General features: G+C 72.3%; 15 protein-coding genes and 1 pseudogene. 10 read left to right on the forward strand and 6 right to left on the reverse strand.

What is annotated here, in order from left to right; all coding sequences use genetic code 11:
- Positions 1-34 precede the first annotated feature (34 nt).
- Positions 35-790 carry a DeoR/GlpR family DNA-binding transcription regulator gene (locus tag ACGF3J_RS09600; RefSeq protein WP_161330269.1) on the forward strand — a complete coding sequence of 252 codons (756 nt, stop codon included), beginning with the start codon at positions 35-37 and terminating at the stop codon, positions 788-790.
- A gap of 33 nt (positions 791-823) precedes the next feature.
- Here ACGF3J_RS09600 and ACGF3J_RS09605 read toward each other — a convergent pair whose 3' ends face one another.
- Positions 824-1,165, reverse strand: a complete 342-nt coding sequence (locus ACGF3J_RS09605; protein WP_393853799.1) for a hypothetical protein — start codon at positions 1,163-1,165, stop codon at positions 824-826.
- 197 nt (positions 1,166-1,362) lie between these two features.
- Between ACGF3J_RS09605 and ACGF3J_RS09610 the strand changes: the two genes are divergently transcribed.
- From ACGF3J_RS09610 to ACGF3J_RS09640, 7 genes and pseudogenes are all read left to right on the forward strand, one after another.
- The gene (locus ACGF3J_RS09610) at positions 1,363-2,667 is read left to right on the forward strand and encodes a sugar ABC transporter substrate-binding protein (protein ID WP_161328679.1); all 1,305 of its coding nucleotides are present in this window, start codon (positions 1,363-1,365) and stop codon (positions 2,665-2,667) included.
- 35 nt (positions 2,668-2,702) lie between these two features.
- Positions 2,703-3,656, forward strand: a complete 954-nt coding sequence (locus tag ACGF3J_RS09615; RefSeq protein ID WP_161328681.1) for a carbohydrate ABC transporter permease — start codon at positions 2,703-2,705, stop codon at positions 3,654-3,656.
- 47 nt (positions 3,657-3,703) lie between these two features.
- Positions 3,704-4,576: a carbohydrate ABC transporter permease gene (locus tag ACGF3J_RS09620; RefSeq protein WP_161328682.1), complete on the forward strand. Its 873-nt coding sequence runs from the start codon at positions 3,704-3,706 to the stop codon at positions 4,574-4,576.
- Positions 4,576-5,613: a D-2-hydroxyacid dehydrogenase gene (locus tag ACGF3J_RS09625; protein WP_393853800.1), complete on the forward strand. Its 1,038-nt coding sequence runs from the start codon at positions 4,576-4,578 to the stop codon at positions 5,611-5,613. Before ACGF3J_RS09620 ends, ACGF3J_RS09625 begins: the two co-directional genes overlap by 1 nt.
- The gene (locus tag ACGF3J_RS09630) at positions 5,603-6,376 is read left to right on the forward strand and encodes a DeoR/GlpR family DNA-binding transcription regulator (protein ID WP_161328685.1); all 774 of its coding nucleotides are present in this window, start codon (positions 5,603-5,605) and stop codon (positions 6,374-6,376) included. The genes ACGF3J_RS09625 and ACGF3J_RS09630 overlap by 11 nt, the downstream gene beginning before the upstream one ends.
- A 57-nt stretch (positions 6,377-6,433) precedes the next feature.
- Positions 6,434-7,258, forward strand: a pseudogene (locus tag ACGF3J_RS09635) (class II fructose-bisphosphate aldolase); the annotation flags it as partial.
- 368 nt (positions 7,259-7,626) lie between these two features.
- A complete protein-coding gene (locus ACGF3J_RS09640) occupies positions 7,627-8,325 on the forward strand; it encodes a polysaccharide deacetylase family protein (RefSeq protein ID WP_393853801.1) in 699 nt (232 codons plus the stop codon).
- Positions 8,326-8,393: 68 nt separating this feature from the next.
- Here the strand turns inward: ACGF3J_RS09640 and ACGF3J_RS09645 are convergent, their stop codons facing one another.
- Together ACGF3J_RS09645 and ACGF3J_RS09650 are read right to left on the reverse strand one after the other, a co-directional pair.
- Complete coding sequence (locus tag ACGF3J_RS09645) at positions 8,394-9,407, reverse strand: polysaccharide deacetylase family protein (protein ID WP_393853802.1); 1,014 nt, start codon at positions 9,405-9,407, stop codon at positions 8,394-8,396.
- A gap of 98 nt (positions 9,408-9,505) precedes the next feature.
- Positions 9,506-10,825 carry a radical SAM protein gene (locus tag ACGF3J_RS09650; RefSeq protein WP_122618221.1) on the reverse strand — a complete coding sequence of 440 codons (1,320 nt, stop codon included), beginning with the start codon at positions 10,823-10,825 and terminating at the stop codon, positions 9,506-9,508.
- A gap of 106 nt (positions 10,826-10,931) precedes the next feature.
- Here ACGF3J_RS09650 and ACGF3J_RS09655 point away from each other — a divergent pair, with 106 nt between their 5' ends.
- On the forward strand, positions 10,932-12,191 hold the full coding sequence (locus ACGF3J_RS09655; protein WP_393853803.1) for a D-arabinono-1,4-lactone oxidase: 1,260 nt from the start codon (positions 10,932-10,934) through the stop codon (positions 12,189-12,191).
- Here the strand turns inward: ACGF3J_RS09655 and ACGF3J_RS09660 are convergent.
- A complete protein-coding gene (locus ACGF3J_RS09660; protein WP_161328691.1) occupies positions 12,188-13,453 on the reverse strand; it encodes an MFS transporter in 1,266 nt (421 codons plus the stop codon). The genes ACGF3J_RS09655 and ACGF3J_RS09660 overlap by 4 nt on opposite strands.
- A 177-nt stretch (positions 13,454-13,630) precedes the next feature.
- Here ACGF3J_RS09660 and ACGF3J_RS09665 point away from each other — a divergent pair, with 177 nt between their 5' ends.
- Positions 13,631-14,203 carry a TetR-like C-terminal domain-containing protein gene (locus tag ACGF3J_RS09665; RefSeq protein ID WP_161328692.1) on the forward strand — a complete coding sequence of 191 codons (573 nt, stop codon included), beginning with the start codon at positions 13,631-13,633 and terminating at the stop codon, positions 14,201-14,203.
- Here ACGF3J_RS09665 and ACGF3J_RS09670 read toward each other — a convergent pair.
- Positions 14,200-14,955 carry an isocitrate lyase/phosphoenolpyruvate mutase family protein gene (locus tag ACGF3J_RS09670; RefSeq protein ID WP_393853804.1) on the reverse strand — a complete coding sequence of 252 codons (756 nt, stop codon included), beginning with the start codon at positions 14,953-14,955 and terminating at the stop codon, positions 14,200-14,202. The two genes, ACGF3J_RS09665 and ACGF3J_RS09670, sit on opposite strands and share 4 nt — an antisense overlap.
- Positions 14,952-15,431: a hypothetical protein gene (locus tag ACGF3J_RS09675; protein ID WP_393853805.1), complete on the reverse strand. Its 480-nt coding sequence runs from the start codon at positions 15,429-15,431 to the stop codon at positions 14,952-14,954. The genes ACGF3J_RS09670 and ACGF3J_RS09675 overlap by 4 nt, the downstream gene beginning before the upstream one ends.
- Between the last annotated feature and the right edge of the window lie 13 nt (positions 15,432-15,444).

Genomic DNA, 15,444 nt, shown 5'->3' on the forward strand with positions numbered 1-15,444 from the left:
GCCACGGCCTGGGAACGAGGGACGAGGGAACCGCATGCTGGGCGCCGAACGCCGCAACAGGCTGCTGGAGATGGTGGGCGAGGCCGGCGTGGCACAGGTGGGCCTGCTGGCCGAGCGGCTGGGTGTCAGCCCGTCCACCATCCGGCGCGACCTCTCCCACCTCCAGGACCAGGGGCTGCTCAACCGCACCCACGGCGGCGCCGTCGCCCAGCAGTCGGGCGAGGAGCCCGACCGTCCCGCCCGCAGCGACGTGGCCCCGTGGGAGAAGCGGCAGCTGGCCGAGGCGGCCGTCCGCTATCTCCGGCCCGGCGCCACCGTCCTGATCACCGGCGGCACCACGACGGCGGCACTCGCCCCGCTGCTCGGCGGGATACCGGAGTTGACGGTGGTGACCAACTCGCTCCACCTCGCGGGCGAACTCGCGCACCACGAGTCGGTCACGACGGTCGTGCTCGGCGGCTACCTGAGGCACCGCGAGATGTCCCTGCTGGGGCACCTGACCCGGCAGGCGCTGGAGGAACTGCACATCGACGAGGCGTACGTCGGCGCGTACGGCATCAACGCGGCCGGGATCAGCGGCGCGCACGTGGACGAGGCCGAGACCGACCGCTGGCTGCTGTCGAAGGTGCAGCGGGTGACCGTCCTGGTGGACGGTTCCAAGTTCGGGCGCTCCGGGCCGGTGCGGGTGGCGTCGTCCGCCCGTCTGCACCGGGTGATCACCGACGGCTCGGCACCCGAGGCGGAGGTGGCCGCGCTGGCCGCCGCCGGCGTGGACGTGGTCCGGGTCTGACCCGCTCGGCCGGGCGGCCCTCGGTCCGCCGCCTCAGCCGCGCGCGGTCTCGGCGCCCGGCACCAGCCGTCCGGCGCTCCACTCCGTCCAGACCCCGTCGTGCGGCACGTCCCACTCCCTGGCCAGCGTCCGGCCCAGCGCCCGCAGCGCGGCGTCCGTGGCCGCTGCCGGGCGCTCCGAGCCGTGCACGACGGCGAGCGGCCAGGCGGCGACGGACGCCTCCCCGGTGACCGTGACGGCCGCCGGTGCCAGTACGGCCACCACACCCGAGTCCGGCAGACCCAGCTCCGCCGCCACGGCCCGGCACAGGGCGGTCAGCCGCGCCGCGTCCCGATCGGGACCCGCGCTGGGAGCGGTGACCTGGATGACCGGCATGCCCTACCTCGTCTCGTCGCTCATCACTCGGGGGATGCGCCGACGCTAAGCGGTCCCCCGCACAGCGTCAAGGGGAAATGAGCAAAAGAAAGCATGACTTGCTTGTTATTGACTGCTCTTGGTGAGGGGGATAGAAAGCAGTCATCGCCGGCTGCGGAACAGGCCGGAACCCGCCCTTGACACCTGGAGGTTGCCGCATGTCCGTCACCAGGCGCGCGCTGCTCGGCGCAGCCGTGGCCGGAGCCGGAGCGGTCGGTTTTGCGCGTCGCTCGGGCTTCACGCCCTCCAACACCGGCAGCGCGGGACCGGACACGCTGACCTTCGCGCTCTGGGGAACCGAGGCGGAGACCGCGTCCTTCCGGTCACTGGCCCGGACCTATGAACAGCGCAACCGGGGCATCCGGGTGCAGATCAAGGTCGAGCCGTACCAGCAGATGTACACCAACATGGACGCCCTGCTCGCGGGCGGCCGCGCCCCCGACCTGTTCCGCTGCGACTACGCCAACCTCGGCATGTACAGCGCGAGCGACCAACTCCTCGACCTGTCCCCGTACTTCAGCGAGGCGGAGCGCAAGTCGTTCCTGCCCGCGCTGTGGGAGGCGGTCTGCCACGACGGCCGCCCGTACGCGGTCCCGCACCACACCGACACCACCGCCGTCCTCTACCGCAAGGACATGTTCGAGCGCGCGGGCATCACCGAGGTGCCCGCGCGACTCGAAGACGCCTGGACCTGGGACGAGTTCGGCGAGATATGCGCAAGACTGAGCAAGAAGCTCGATCACGTCTACCCCTTCACCTACGGGTGGCAGCAGGCGGGCGCGTTCCGCTGGCTCACCTGGCTGTGGGAGGCGGGCGGTCATCTGCTCACCCGCGATCTGAGCGCTCCGGCCCTCGAATCGGCCGCCGGGCTGCGGGCCATGCGCTTCACCCAGGACTTCTTCCGCCAGGGCTGGGTCCCGCCCAACAGCTCGGTCAAGACGGCGTCCTACCCGGACTCCCTCTTCAACGCCGGTACCACGGCGATGGCCTTCGCCGGTGACTTCCTGCTGCCGCAGATCGTCGCGGGCGGCCTCGACCCGGACCTGTACGGCGTCACGTACCAGCCGCGCGACCGGATGGCGGCCACCGACCTCGGTGGCAACGCCGTGGTGGCCACCCGCACCACCGAGAACCCCGAACTGGCCGCCGACTTCCTCAAGTTCCTGGTGAGCGAGGAGATCATGCGGCGCTACTGCGAGGAGACCGTGGTCCTGCCCACCCGGCCGGCCCTGCTCCAGAGCCGCCTGGACTACGCGGAACGGCCCGACCTGATGCCCGTCTTCGCCGACCAGGCCACGACGCTGACCCCGGCCATGACCGGCGAGGTCGCCGTGCCCTACTTCGGACGGATCAACGCCGCGCTCCAGGACGAGCTGGAGGCCGCCTTCGTCAGCGGCCAGTCCGCCGAGGCGACCCTCCAGAAGATCGCCGACGCCACCCGCGCGGCCATCGCCGCCCAGTGAACTCCTCCTCTTCTTCCTCCCGCCACGGAGCTGCCATGGCCACCGTCACCTCACCCGCCCGCACGTCACCGCCCGCGAAACCCGCCCCGCCCCCGGGCCGGCGCCGGAGCGGGTCATCCGCCCGGATGCGCGAGACCGTCGCCGCCTGGACGATGCTCGCCCCCAACCTGACCCTGGTCACCGTCTTCCTCCTGGTGCCCCTGGTCATGGCCCTGGTGCTGAGCTTCCAGTACAGCACCGGGCTGACCTCGCCGACCTGGGCCGGTCTCGCCAACTACCGGCAGCTCGTGGAGGACCCCGTCTTCTGGCGGACCGTGGCGAACACCGCCGTGTTCTGCGTGGCGACGGTCCCGGTCGAGATGGCGATGGGCCTCGGTCTGGCGCTGCTGTTCAACTCGGTGATGCCGGCCCGGCCGCTGTGGCGCACCCTCGTCTACCTGCCGATGGTCATCTCCGGTGTCGCCACGGCGCTGATCGGCACCCTGATGTTCGACGAGAACATCGGCCTGCTGAACAAGCTGATCGGCACGGTGGGGATCGACGCGCTGCCGTGGCAGACCGACGGTACCGCGGCCATGGGGTCGGTCGTCCTGATCACGCTGTGGATGCGGGTCGGCTTCAACATGGTCATCTACCTGGCCGGACTCCAGGGCATCTCGCCCGAGCTGTACGAGGCGGCGCGGGTGGAGGGCGCGGGCTGGTGGCAGCAGGTACGCAACATCACCGTGCCGATGCTCGGGCCGTCCACGTTCTTCCTGCTGATCATGAACGTCATCTACTCGTTCCAGGTCTTCGACACCGTCTTCGTGATGACGCTGGGCGGACCGGGCCACGCCACCGACGTCATGATCACGTACGCGTACCGCAACGGCTTCGAAGGACGCCAGCAGGGCTACGCGGCGGCGATCGGCATCGTGCTCTACCTGCTGGTCATGGCCTTCACCGCCCTCCAGTGGCGCTTCAGCCGCAACCGGGACACGGTCGGCTGACCCCTCCCCGGCTCCCCGTTCCTCCGTCCCGTCCCGAAGGACCCCCGATGTCCACCATCTCGACGCAACTCCCCGGTCCGGACACCCGCCCGGGCGCCCGGCAGCGGCGCGCCAAGCGCCTGAAGTACCTGCGGGTCGCGGCGGCGGCGCTCGCGGGGCTGGCCATGGCGCTCCCGCTGTACTGGATGCTGCTGACCGCCTTCTCGCCGCTGTCCGACCTGCACACCACCAGCCTCCACTGGTGGCCGAGCGACCTCACCCTGGAGAACTTCCGCACCGTCTTCGCCTTCCCGGTGTGGACCTGGGCGATGAACTCCACGGTGATCACGTGCTGCGTGGTCGCGGTCACCGTCACCGTCAACCTGCTGGCCGGCTACGTCTTCGCCAAGATGCGCTTCCGGGGCCGCAGCCTGGTCTTCTTGCTGCTGCTGAGCACCATGACGGTGCCCGTGCAGGTCCTGATGGTGCCGCAGTTCAAACTCGTCAGCGGCATGGGCCTGTTCGGCAGCTTCTGGGCCGTCATCCTGCCCGCCTCCTCCACCGCCTTCGGCATCTTCCTCGCCCGCCAGTTCATGCTGGGCATCCCCGACGAGATCATCGAGGCCGCCCGCATGGACGGCGCCGGCCAGATACGCACCTTCGTGACCGTGGTGCTGCCCCTGTGCAAGCCACTCGTCGCCGTGCTGTCGCTGCTGACGTTCCTGTACCAGTGGAACGACTTCGCCTGGCCGCTGACCGTCCTCAAGGACTCGCGGCTCTACACGCTCTCCGTCGGCATGCAGTTCGTGAACGGCGAGTACACCGCCAACTACGGCGCGATCATGGCGCTCGCGCTGCTGTCCGTCCTGCCCATGGTCGTCATCTTCCTGTGCTTCCAGAAGTACTTCGTCCAGGGTTTCGCACGATCGGGAATCAAGTAATGACCTCTGCCGGCACCCCCGCCCACTCCCCCGCCCCCGTCCACTACCTCAGCACCCTGTCCTTCTCCGACGCCTGGCTGGACCGCCTGCGGGAGCGGGTGCCGGGACTGGAGATCACCCAGATCACGGCGGAGAAGGCCGCCGACGTCCCCGACGAGGTGTGGCGGCGCACCCGCGTTCTGCACACCGGCGGGGTCTTCCCCGGCCCCGGCCAGGCACCGGCGCTGGAGTGGATCCAGCTGGACACCTCGGGCGCGGACCACCTCAAGGGCACGCCCGCCTGGGAGCTGCCGGTCCCCATCACCTCGATCGGCGGCATCTCACCGGTGCCGATGGCCGAGTACGTGATGATGATGGTCCTCGGTCTCGCGCACCGCCTGCCGCGTGCGGTGGCCGTCCAGCGGTCCGGGGTCTGGCCGTCCCTGAGCGAGCGGTGGAACACCCTGATGCCGCGCTCCCTGCGCGGCGCCACCCTCGGCGTCATCGGGTACGGGCGGATCGGGCAGGAGATCGGCCGGCTCGCCCGCGCGCACCACATGGAGGTCCTCGGACTCAAGCGCGGGAAGGCCGCCCGGGCGGGCGCGTTCTTCGGGGCCGCCGCCCGCGACGAGGCCGACGCCGAGATCTACACGCCCGACCGGCTGCACGACTTCCTCGCGCGCTGCGACTACCTCGTGGTCACCTGCCCGCTGACCGAGGAGACCGCCGACATGGTCGACGCCGCAGCCCTGGCCGCGCTCAAGGAGGGCGCGATGGTCGTCAACGTGGCGCGCGGCGGCATCGTGGACGAGGAGGCGCTGCTGGGGGCGCTGCGCTCGGGGCACGTGTCCGGTGCCGCGCTCGACGTCTTCGACGAGGAGCCGCTCGGCGCGGACAGCCCCTGGTGGACCGAGCCGGGAGTCCTGCTGACCCCGCACGTGGCGGGCTTCGCGCCGGACTACGAGGAGCAGGTGCTGCGGCTGGTCGGCGAGAACATCGAGCGGCACCTGGCCGGTTCGGACCTGCTCAACCTGGTGGACCGCGGCCGTGGCTACTGACTTCCTCCTCGCCCCCCAGCGTCATCACGCCGTCCTGGATCGGCTGCGCAGCCGGGGCGCGGTGAACGTCGTCGAGCTGTCCCGGCTGCTGCGCATCAGCCCCTCGACCGTCCGGCGGGACCTGCGGGACCTGGAACTCCAGGGGCTGCTGCGCCGGGTGCACGGCGGGGCCACCGCCCTCGCGGACTCCGTGGAGCCCGACCAGCCGGTCCGCGCGGCCGAACAGCCCGAGCAGAAGCGGCGTATCGCGGACACCGCGCTGTCGCTGATCCAGGACCGCAGCACCATCCTGATCAGCGGCGGGACCACGACCGAGGCGCTGGCCGGCCGGCTCACCGAGCGCCGGGGGCTGACCGTCGTCACCAATGCCCTGCCCATCGCCCAGATACTCTCCGCCAGTTCGTCGACCGACGTGATCGTCCTCGGCGGTGTCCTGCGCCACCGCGAGCAGTCCCTCCTCGGTCACCTGGCGGAGCTGGCGCTGAGCGAGTTGCAGATCGACCAGGTGTTCAGCAGCGCGTACGGCCTGCACGCCGAGGCGGGTCTGACCGGTGCGCATGTCGACGAGGCGCAGACGGACCGGGCGCTGCTGGGCGCCGGGCACGACATCGTGGTCCTCGCCGACGAGTCGAAGCTCGGCCGCCGGGGGCCGGTCCGGCTGGCCCCGCTGGCGCGGGTCGGCACGCTGGTCACCGACGCCCCGCCCCAGCACCCCGTGCCCGCCGCCCTCGCGGCCGGCGGCGGACGCGTCCTGCACGCCTGACCACCGACGGCCGTCCGCGGTCCGCCCCCTGCAAGAGACCGAAGAGAAGCCAAAGCCATGCCTCTGACAGCCACCTCCCACGTCGTCGACCTGGCGATCCGTTCCGACACGGCGGCCCTGGCCTTCAACGTGATCACGCTGGAGCACGCCCAGGCGATCGCCGCCGCCTGCGAGCGCACCGGCCTGCCCGCCATCCTCGCCGTCAGCCACAACGCGGTGCGTTACCACGGTGACGACCCGGCGGTGATCGTCGCCGCCTGCGCCGCGGTGGCCCGGCGCTGCCGTGTCCCCCTGTCCCTGCACCTCGACCACATCGAGGACGCCGAACTGGCCTTCGCGGCCCCGGACCTCGGGTGCACGTCGGTGATGTTCGACGCCTCCCGGCTCCCGCACGACGAGAACGTGCGGGTCACCACCGAGGTGACCGCACGCCTGCACGCCCGGGGCGTGTGGGTGGAGGCCGAGCTGGGCGAGATCGGCGGCAAGGACGGTGTGCACGCCGCCACCGCCCGTACCGATCCGGCCGAGGCCGCCGCCTTCGTGGCCGCCACCGGCGTGGACGCGCTGGCCGTCGCGGTCGGCAGTTCGCACGCCATGACCACCCGCACCGCCCGCCTCGACCAGGAGCTGATAGCCCGGCTGCGGGACGCGGTGGACGTCCCCCTGGTGCTGCACGGGTCGTCGGGCGTGCCCGAGGCCGAACTCCGCGAGGCCGTGCGCAACGGCATGCGGAAGATCAACTTCGGTACGCATCTCAACACCGCGTTCACCGCCGCCGTCCGGGAGGCGCTCGCCGCCACCGACCGCGTCGATCCCCGCCGTTACCTGGCCGCCGGCCGCGAGGCCGCGTCCGAAGCGGCCGCCGCCCAACTACGTCTCCTCGCACCCGCGTCCCCGGCCCCCGCCGGGCCCGTCGAGAAAGGCTCGCCCATGCCCTCCGCCCCCACCGGTCCCGAACCGGTCGCCGACCCGCGCCGGGTGCTGGCCGACGCCGGCGAACGTGCCCTCGAACGCGAGGGCATCCCCATGTTCCTGGCCCTGCAGAGCGCCGAGGCGCGGCCGGCGGCCGAGGAGTCGGTGCGCGCCGAGGGCGCCGGGCTCGCATCCCTGCTCGGTCACTACCGCTCCGCGCTCTCGCCGGAGTGCGCGGACGACGCGGAGCCCGCGCTGATCGACGTCCTCCAGGTCATGGCCGTCTCCCACTTCACCCCGCAGGCATCGGCCGCCGCACAGAACACCGAGGAGCAGCGATGACCCAGCACGCCGACGTCCCGGGCGCGAGCTTCACCGCACACGAACGCGCCTTCCGGGAGGGCCGGTTCCTGCGGGTGGTGAACTACCACAACACGCCGGAGGCCGACACGGAGAAGGTCAGGGCCGAACTCCACTCCCTCGCCGAGCGGTTCGACCCGGTGACGCTGGAGGACCTGGACGCGTTCCGCACCACCGGGCAGTGGCACAAGTCGCGCCCCGGCATCATCCCGGTCTTCTACGAGGGGTACCGCAACAACGCCGAGGTGGCCGCACCGCTCGCCGAGGAGGCGGGACTGACCGGCTGGTTCTTCATCTGCACGGCCTTCCTCGACGTGCCGGTGGCCGAGCAGTTCGACTACGCCAACGCCCACAACATCGACCTGGTCCCCGAGGACCGCGAGGGCGACCGGCTCGCCATGACCTGGGACCAGGTGGCGGACCTGAGCACCCGCCACGTCGTCACCCCGCACACCGCGAGCCACGCGAGCGCCGCCTCGCTGGAGACCGACGAGGCGATCCGGTACGAGATCCTGGAGCCCAAGCGGCGGATGGACGAGGTCACCGGCCAGGACGCGGCCTGCACCGCCTTCCTGTGGGGCACGCCGTTCGGCCAGAACCCCAGGGTGGACGCGGCCGTCCGGGAGGCGGGGTACCGCTACCAGTTCAGCAACACGATGGTGCAGTACCTCGGCTGACCCGTCGGGCGGTACGGAAAGGGGCCGGGCGCGATCGGACGCACCCGGCCCCTTCGCCGTACGGCGGGTCAGTCCCGTGGGTCCGGAAGCCGCTGCACCATCGTGTTGCTGAAGAGATACCGGTACCCGGCGTCCACGAGGGCGCGGTCGGCGGTGCCCCGCCCGGTCCAGTGGGTGCCGGCCAGCCAGGCGGTGCAGACGGCGTCGCCGCCGGTGGCCGCGTCGATCAGCCGCTTGGGCTCGACCACCTCGCGGTGCACGTCCTCCTCCGTCACCACGCGCTCGGCCAGTTCGTGGGAGGCGGTGTGCGGGGTGACGACGTGGCCCCTGCGGTGCAGGTCGGCCACCTCGTCCCAGGTCATGGCGATGCGCTCACCGCGCGGGTTCTCGTCGACCAGCTTGATCCGGTGGTCCAGGGCGAAGTCGTACTGCCGGTCGGCGGGGGCGTCCATGAAGGCGGTGCAGACGAAGAACCAGCCGGTGACGCCGGCCTCCTCGCACGCGGCGGCGGCCACGTCGTAGTTGTCCCGGTATCCCTCGTAGATCGCGACAAGGAGGGCGGGCCGGTCCCGGTGCCACTCGCCGGTGCGCATGAGGCGGTCCAGGTCGCCGGGGGTGACGATGGCGTAGTCCCGGGCCAGCGCGGTCAGTTCGGCGACCAGCTCGTCCCGCATGCCCGGCGGGGTGTTGTGGTAGTTCATCACCCGCAGGAAGCGGCCCGCGCGCAGGTCGGAGAGGGTGGCGTCGTGGCCGATCGCGGCGGGGTCGGGGAGGGCGGCCGGTGTGCCCGGCGCGGAGGTGTGCGGGCCGTGCTCGCCGCCGAGGAGGCGGTCGTACGCGACGGCCTGGAGGGTCTCGACGATCGCGGTCTCGTCGTCGGTGCCGCCGGGATGCAGCTCCCGGTGGAAGGTCTCGAAGAGGTCGGCGAGACGGGCGTCCGCGCTGCTGGTCACCGGCGTGGCCGCCGGCCGGGCGCCACGCAGGGAGACGACCATCGGCACCCCTTTACGCTCCGCGACGAGCTGCCGGGAGGCCTCGAGGGCGTCGTGCGCCCGCGTGGCGCCGGGGCTGGGATCGGGCATGGGCGTTCTCCTGTGCGTGCGGTGCGTCGGTCAGTCCACTCTGGTACGCGCCGCACACACAGGCAATAACGCGCAGAAGTTGCGCGCTATTGCTCGCTTCACACCTCGACCGGCGCGTCCTCCGGCAGGCTGTCCATGAAGGAGCTGACGGAGAAGACCGCGTTGCCGGCGCCGGGCGGGCCGTAGCCGGGGGGCGAGGAGAGACCGAACTCCTCCATCGTCTGCCGGTAGGCCTGGAGCAGCCGGATGTGGTACTCCAGCGGGGCGCCGTCGGGATTGGTCTTGCCCAGCGGGGTGGTGGGCTCGGGGCACCAGGTGGTGAAGCGGGGCGTGATGCCCTGCGACATGAAGAAGCGCAGGCCCTCGGTGGTGGAGGCGATGGCCTCGTCGACCGTCTTGAAGCCGAAGGGCTCGGCCATCTCAACGCCCGCCACGAAGTTCGGGATGACGTTGCGCGCGCCGAAGACGTCGGCGGAGTCGAGGATGCGCTTGTGCCACTCGTCGCGGCCGACGTAGCGCTCCTTGCCCGGGCAGTACATCTTGAACAGGTACTCGTCCCACACCTCGTAGTTGGGGTGGTAGATCTGGACGCCGTAGTCCTTGAAGCGCTGGACGTCGTCCTTGGGCAGCGCCTGGGCGACGACCTTGCCGATCCAGCGGCCGGGGAAGTGCTCCTCGATGGCCTTGGCGTAGCGCCCGTAGAAGTCCGCCTCGTCCAGGCCCTGGACCTTCGACGTGATCGCGCCGCCGGTGAGCGTGTAGGCGGTGGACGTCTTGGCCGTGTCGTACGTGTTGATGATGTCGAGCGCCTCGAGGACCTCGTCGACGTCCTTCACGCCCGTGTAGGGGCGGCCCGCCGCCTTGTGCTGGCGCCAGTTGTGGTTGATGTCGCAGTACTGGCACTCCTCCTTGGCGCCGAAGTACTGGCAGACCCGGAACGCGGTCAGGTAGATCAGGTAGCCCCACTGGATGGTCGGGGCCACCTCCATGACCGACTTCCCGTTGGCGAGCTTGTGGCGGTAGTACTCCGGCATCGGCGGCACGCCGACGTCCGAGATGCGCTTGCCGTCGAGGTAGAGGCCGAGCTGGCCATGCTCGTCGGAGGCGACCCGGTACGGCGAGGAGGGGTTCACGCGCACCGAGACGACGGTGCGGCGCAGGTCGTAGGGGCCGCCGGTGAGGATGATCTCCTCCGGCGGGCGGCGCAGCGCGGCCTCGCCCAGCTCCGGCAGGGTGCCGTGGTCGAAGGAGAAGATGAAGTACGACTTCGGCTTGACCTCACCCGACTCGTTGTCGCTCAGCGCGGAGGGGTCGAAGGCCACCCCGCCGCGGAGCAGGTCCTCCTTGAAGACGGCTTCCCGCGGTACGTGCGGAAAGCGCTCCATAAGATCCTCGACCAGCGCGGTACGGCTGCCCATCCGTGTCTCCTCCCGGCTCAGGCGTTCGACTTCTCACGGTATGCCCCCGCGCGTGCGGCTTCCCGCCCGGGGCCCCTTCCAGGCGCGCCGGGTAGGTTTCCGCGGTATGAGCGACGTCACGGTGACCAACTGGGCCGGCAACATCACCTACACGGCCAAGGAGCTGCTGCGACCGCGCTCGCCGGCCGCGCTGCGGGCCCTGGTGGCGGACAGCGCGCGGCTGCGGGTGCTGGGCAGCGGGCACTCCTTCAACGAGATCGCCGAGCCGGGCGACGGCGGGGCCCTGCTGTCGCTGGCGGACCTGCCGTCCGAGGTGGACGTCGACACGGCGGCCCGCACGGTGCGGGTGGGCGGAGGCGTCCGGTACGCGGAGCTGGCCCGGCGGGTGCACGCGCGGGGCCTGGCGCTGGCGAACATGGCGTCGCTGCCGCACATCTCGGTGGCCGGTTCGGTGGCGACCGGCACGCACGGCTCCGGGGTGGGCAACGGCTCGCTGGCGTCGGAGGTGCGCGAGGTGGAGCTGATCACGGCGGACGGCTCGACGCTGGTCCTCGCGCGCGGCGACGACCGGTTCGGCGGCGCGGTGACGTCACTGGGCGCGCTCGGAGTGGTGACCGCCCTCATCCTCGACCTGGAGCCGGCCTACGAGGTCGAGCAGCACGTCTTCACGGAGTTCCCGCTCACGGGTCTGGACACGGCGGCGTTCGAGACGGTGATGGCGTCGGCGTACAGCGTGAGCCTCTTCACCGACTGGCGAGCGCCCGGCTTCCGGCAGGTGTGGCTGAAGCGGCGCACCGACCAGCCGCTGCCGGACTTCCCGTACGCGGCGCCAGCGGTGGACAGGATGCACCCGGTGCCGGGCATGCCCGCGGTGAACTGCACGGAGCAGTCCGGGGTGCCGGGGCCCTGGCACGAGCGGCTGCCGCACTTCCGCGCCGACTTCGTGCCCAGCAGCGGGGCCGAGCTCCAGTCGGAGTACCTGATGCCGCGCGAGCACGCCCTGGACGCCCTGCACGCGATGGACGCGATCCGGGAGGTCCTCGCGCCCGTCCTCCAGACCTGCGAGATACGCACGGTGGCCGCCGACGCGCAGTGGCTGAGCCCGTCCTACGGGCGGGACACCGTGGCGGCGCACTTCACCTGGGTCGAGGACACGGCTGCGGTGCTGCCGGTGGTGCGCGGCCTGGAGCGGGCGCTGGCCCCCTTCGCCGCCCGGCCGCACTGGGGGAAGGTCTTCACGACCCCGGCGGACGAACTACGCGCCCGCTACCCGCGACTCGACGACTTCCGGAAACTGACGGAGACACTGGACCCGGCGGGGAAGTTCGGCAACGCGTTCCTGCGCGGAATCCTGGGCGGGGCCTAGGACCGCCCCGCCCCGCGGATCGGCGTGAGCAGGGCGACCGTGGCGATGAGGACGCAGCCGGCGCCGGCCGCCAGGGCGACCGGTGTGGTGCCGTGGTGCTCCGCCGCCCAGGTGAGGACGGCCGCGCCGATGGGGGCCACCGAGTACTGGAGGGTCCAGAAGGCGGAGGTGACGCGGCCGAGCAGGTGCTCGGGGGTCACCTCCTGGCGCAGGGACATCGAGCAGGTGCCCGCCATGCCGACGCAGGCGAGGAAGGCCGCGCTCAGCAGGGCGACAGCGGGGACCTCGGTCACCCGGCCGAGACCGGCGAAGGCCAGCCCGCACACCGCGACCGAGCCGGTCCAGGTCGGGCCGAAGCCGAGCAGGCGCCGCGCGCGGGCCACCAGCAGCGCGCCGGTGATGGTGCCGAGCGCGCCGACGGCCATGACGGTGCCGACCGTGCCGTCGTCGCGGCCCAGGTCGTGCTTGAGGTGGTAGATGACCAGGTCGTTCAGGCCGAGGGTGAGGAAGCTGAACCCGCACAGCAGCACGGTGAGCGAGCGCAGCACCGGATGCCCGTACAGGAACGCGATCCCGGTGCGCAGGTCCTGCCGCAGGCCCGGCCGCTTGCCGGTGGCCGGGGCGTCGTCGGCGGGGCGGGGGCGGAAGCGGACGAAGGCGACGCAGGCGGCCGAGACGCCGAAACTGGCCGCGTCGACGCCGATGGCGGTGGCCGGTCCCGACCAGCCGGCGACCACCCCGGCGCACAGCGGGCCCAGGACGCCGGCCGCGGCGGCGGTGGCGTTGAGCCGCCCGTTGGCCTCGGTGAGCTGTTCGGTGCCGACCAGGCTGCGCACTACGGTGACGTAGCCGACGGCGAACAGCATGCCGACGGCCTCGCACAGGGGCAGGACGACGTAGAGCAGCCAGATCTGCGGGCCGAACAGCCAGACGACGGGGACCAGCCCGTACATGCCCATCCGGACGAGGTCGCAGCCGATGAGCAGCTTGCGGCGGTCGACGCGGTCGACGACGGCCCCGGCGAAGACGGCCGCGAGCACCGCGGCGGCGCCGCCCACGGCCGTCAGCAGGCCCATCCGGGCGATCGAGCCGGTGGCCTCCAGGACCAGCAGGGGCAGCGCGATCAGCGCGAAGGAGTCGCCGAGGACGGAGAGGGTCTGCGCGGCCCAGAAGACCCCGAAGTCCCGTTGCCGCCACAGGGCCCGGGTGTCCTGCGCGGGGCGTCCGGCGGCTCGGTCGGCGTCGCGTGCCTCGTGGGTCATCCCGTCGTAGCCGTCAGCCGCCGCATACCCGTCGTCTCCCCCTGCTCGCCCTGCGCGGTCGGCGACACCCTACGGACCGGGCGCGGTGGGCGCAGCAGGGTTTACGGCCGCTGGCCTAGCATGAGGCCCGAGATCTCCAGGAGTCCCGAGGAGGCCGGAGAGTCAGGAAGGTGGCGCATGCCCCGAGTGGGCCTCACGACCGGCCGGGTGGTCGCGGCCGCCGCCGACCTCGCCGACGCGAGCGGCTTCGACAGCGTCACCGTCTCCGCGCTCGCCCGGCACTTCGGGGTGAAGGACGCGAGCCTGTACACGCACGTCAGGAACGTCCAGGACCTGCGCGTGCGGGTCGCGTTGCTGGCCGGCGGCGAACTGATCGACGAGATCGCGGCGGCGGTGGCGGGGCGGGCCGGGAAGGACGCGCTGGCCGCGTTCGCGAACGCCTACCGCTCCTACGCCCTGCGGCACCCCGGCCGTTACGCCGCGACGCAGATGCGCATGGACCAGTCCCTCGTCGCCGGCTCCCCCGCCCTGCGCCGCACCGCCGAGATCACCCACGGCATGCTCCGCGCCTACGGCCTCACCGAGCCCGACCTGACCGACGCCGTGCGCCTGCTGCGCAGCACCTTCCACGGGTTCTGCGCCCTGGAGGCCACCGGCGGCTTCGGCGCCCCGCGCGCCGTCCAGGCGTCCTGGGACCGGGCGGTGGACGCGCTGCACGTCGCGCTGGAGAACTGGCCGCGCGCGCACTAGCCGCCGCTCAGCGCGGCCACCTCCGCGTACGCCGGTGACGTGCCCGTCGGCGGCCGGCCCGCGGCGATGTCGGCCACCGTCTCCAGGGCGGCGCCCAGGGCCCTGCGGTACAGCAGCGAACCGAGGCTCACGCGGGCCACGCCAAGGTCGGCGAGGTGCGGGAGGGTGGGGCCGGTGGGTGAGTGGAGGACGTTGAGCGGGACGTCGAAGTGCGCGGCGAGGGCCGCGATCCGGGCGGGGTCGGTGAGACCGGGGACGAAGACGCCGTCGGCACCGGCCTCGCGGTAGGCCTCCAGGCGCCGTACGGTCTCCCCGGGGTCGCCGTCGCCCGACCAGTACGTGTCCGTACGGGCGTTGACGAACAGGCCCGGGGCCGCCGACCGCACCGCGGCGATCTTCGCGGCGTGCCGGTCGGCTGGGCCCAGCGCGTCCTCCAGGTTGATGCCGACCGCGCCGACCGCCGCCAGTTGCCGCGCGAACTCCCCCACGTCGTCGGGGTCGTCGGCGAAGCCGCTCTCGGCGTCCACGGTCAGCAGGAACGGCCCGGAGCCCAGGGTGAGGGCCAGCCGCAGGGTCTCGTCGCGGGTCGCCGCCGCGCCGTCGGGCAGCCCGCTCCCCGCCGCGACACCGAGGCTGGTGGTGCCGACGGCCGGGAAGCCCTGCCCGGCGAGGGCGAAGGCGGAGGCGCGGTCCCAGGCGCAGGGCAGCAGGAGGGGCGCCCCGGGCCGGTGCAGGGCGGCGAAGTCGGTCACGAGAGGTCGCCCACGGCGTCGGCGTAGTACACGGACTCCCCCAGGTGCCGGGCGAGTTCGCGGAAGTTCCAGCCCTCGCCGGGCGAGTCGTCGAGCTGCCCCGGAGTGAGCGCGTCCAGGCGGTCGGCCCAGATCCGGGCGAGCCGGGTGAGTCGGCTGCGCGCCTCGTCGAGGTCGTCCGGCGTGAAGGGTGCGCGGTCCGCGTCCGTGGTCGTGGCGGAGGCGTGCCAGTGGTCGGGCTGGGTCGGCCGGCCCGCCAACCGCGCCTCCATCTCGGCGAGATGGTCGACCATGTGGTCGGCGACCCGCCGGACGGCCTTGTGCGGGGTGTAGACGCGCCCGTCGACGTGGACGGGTTCTCCGTCCCAGCGGGGCCAGGTGGCGGCCAGGGCGAGGACGTGCTCGACCATGCCGGTGACGGTGTCGGCCGGTGTGGCAGGGGCGGGGGCGGTGGTTGCGGTGTGCGTGGCGCTCATGTCCCCGACGCTA

It is taken from the genome of Streptomyces sp. NPDC048171 (assembly GCF_043202655.1).
Taxonomy (GTDB): Bacteria; Actinomycetota; Actinomycetes; order Streptomycetales; family Streptomycetaceae; genus Streptomyces.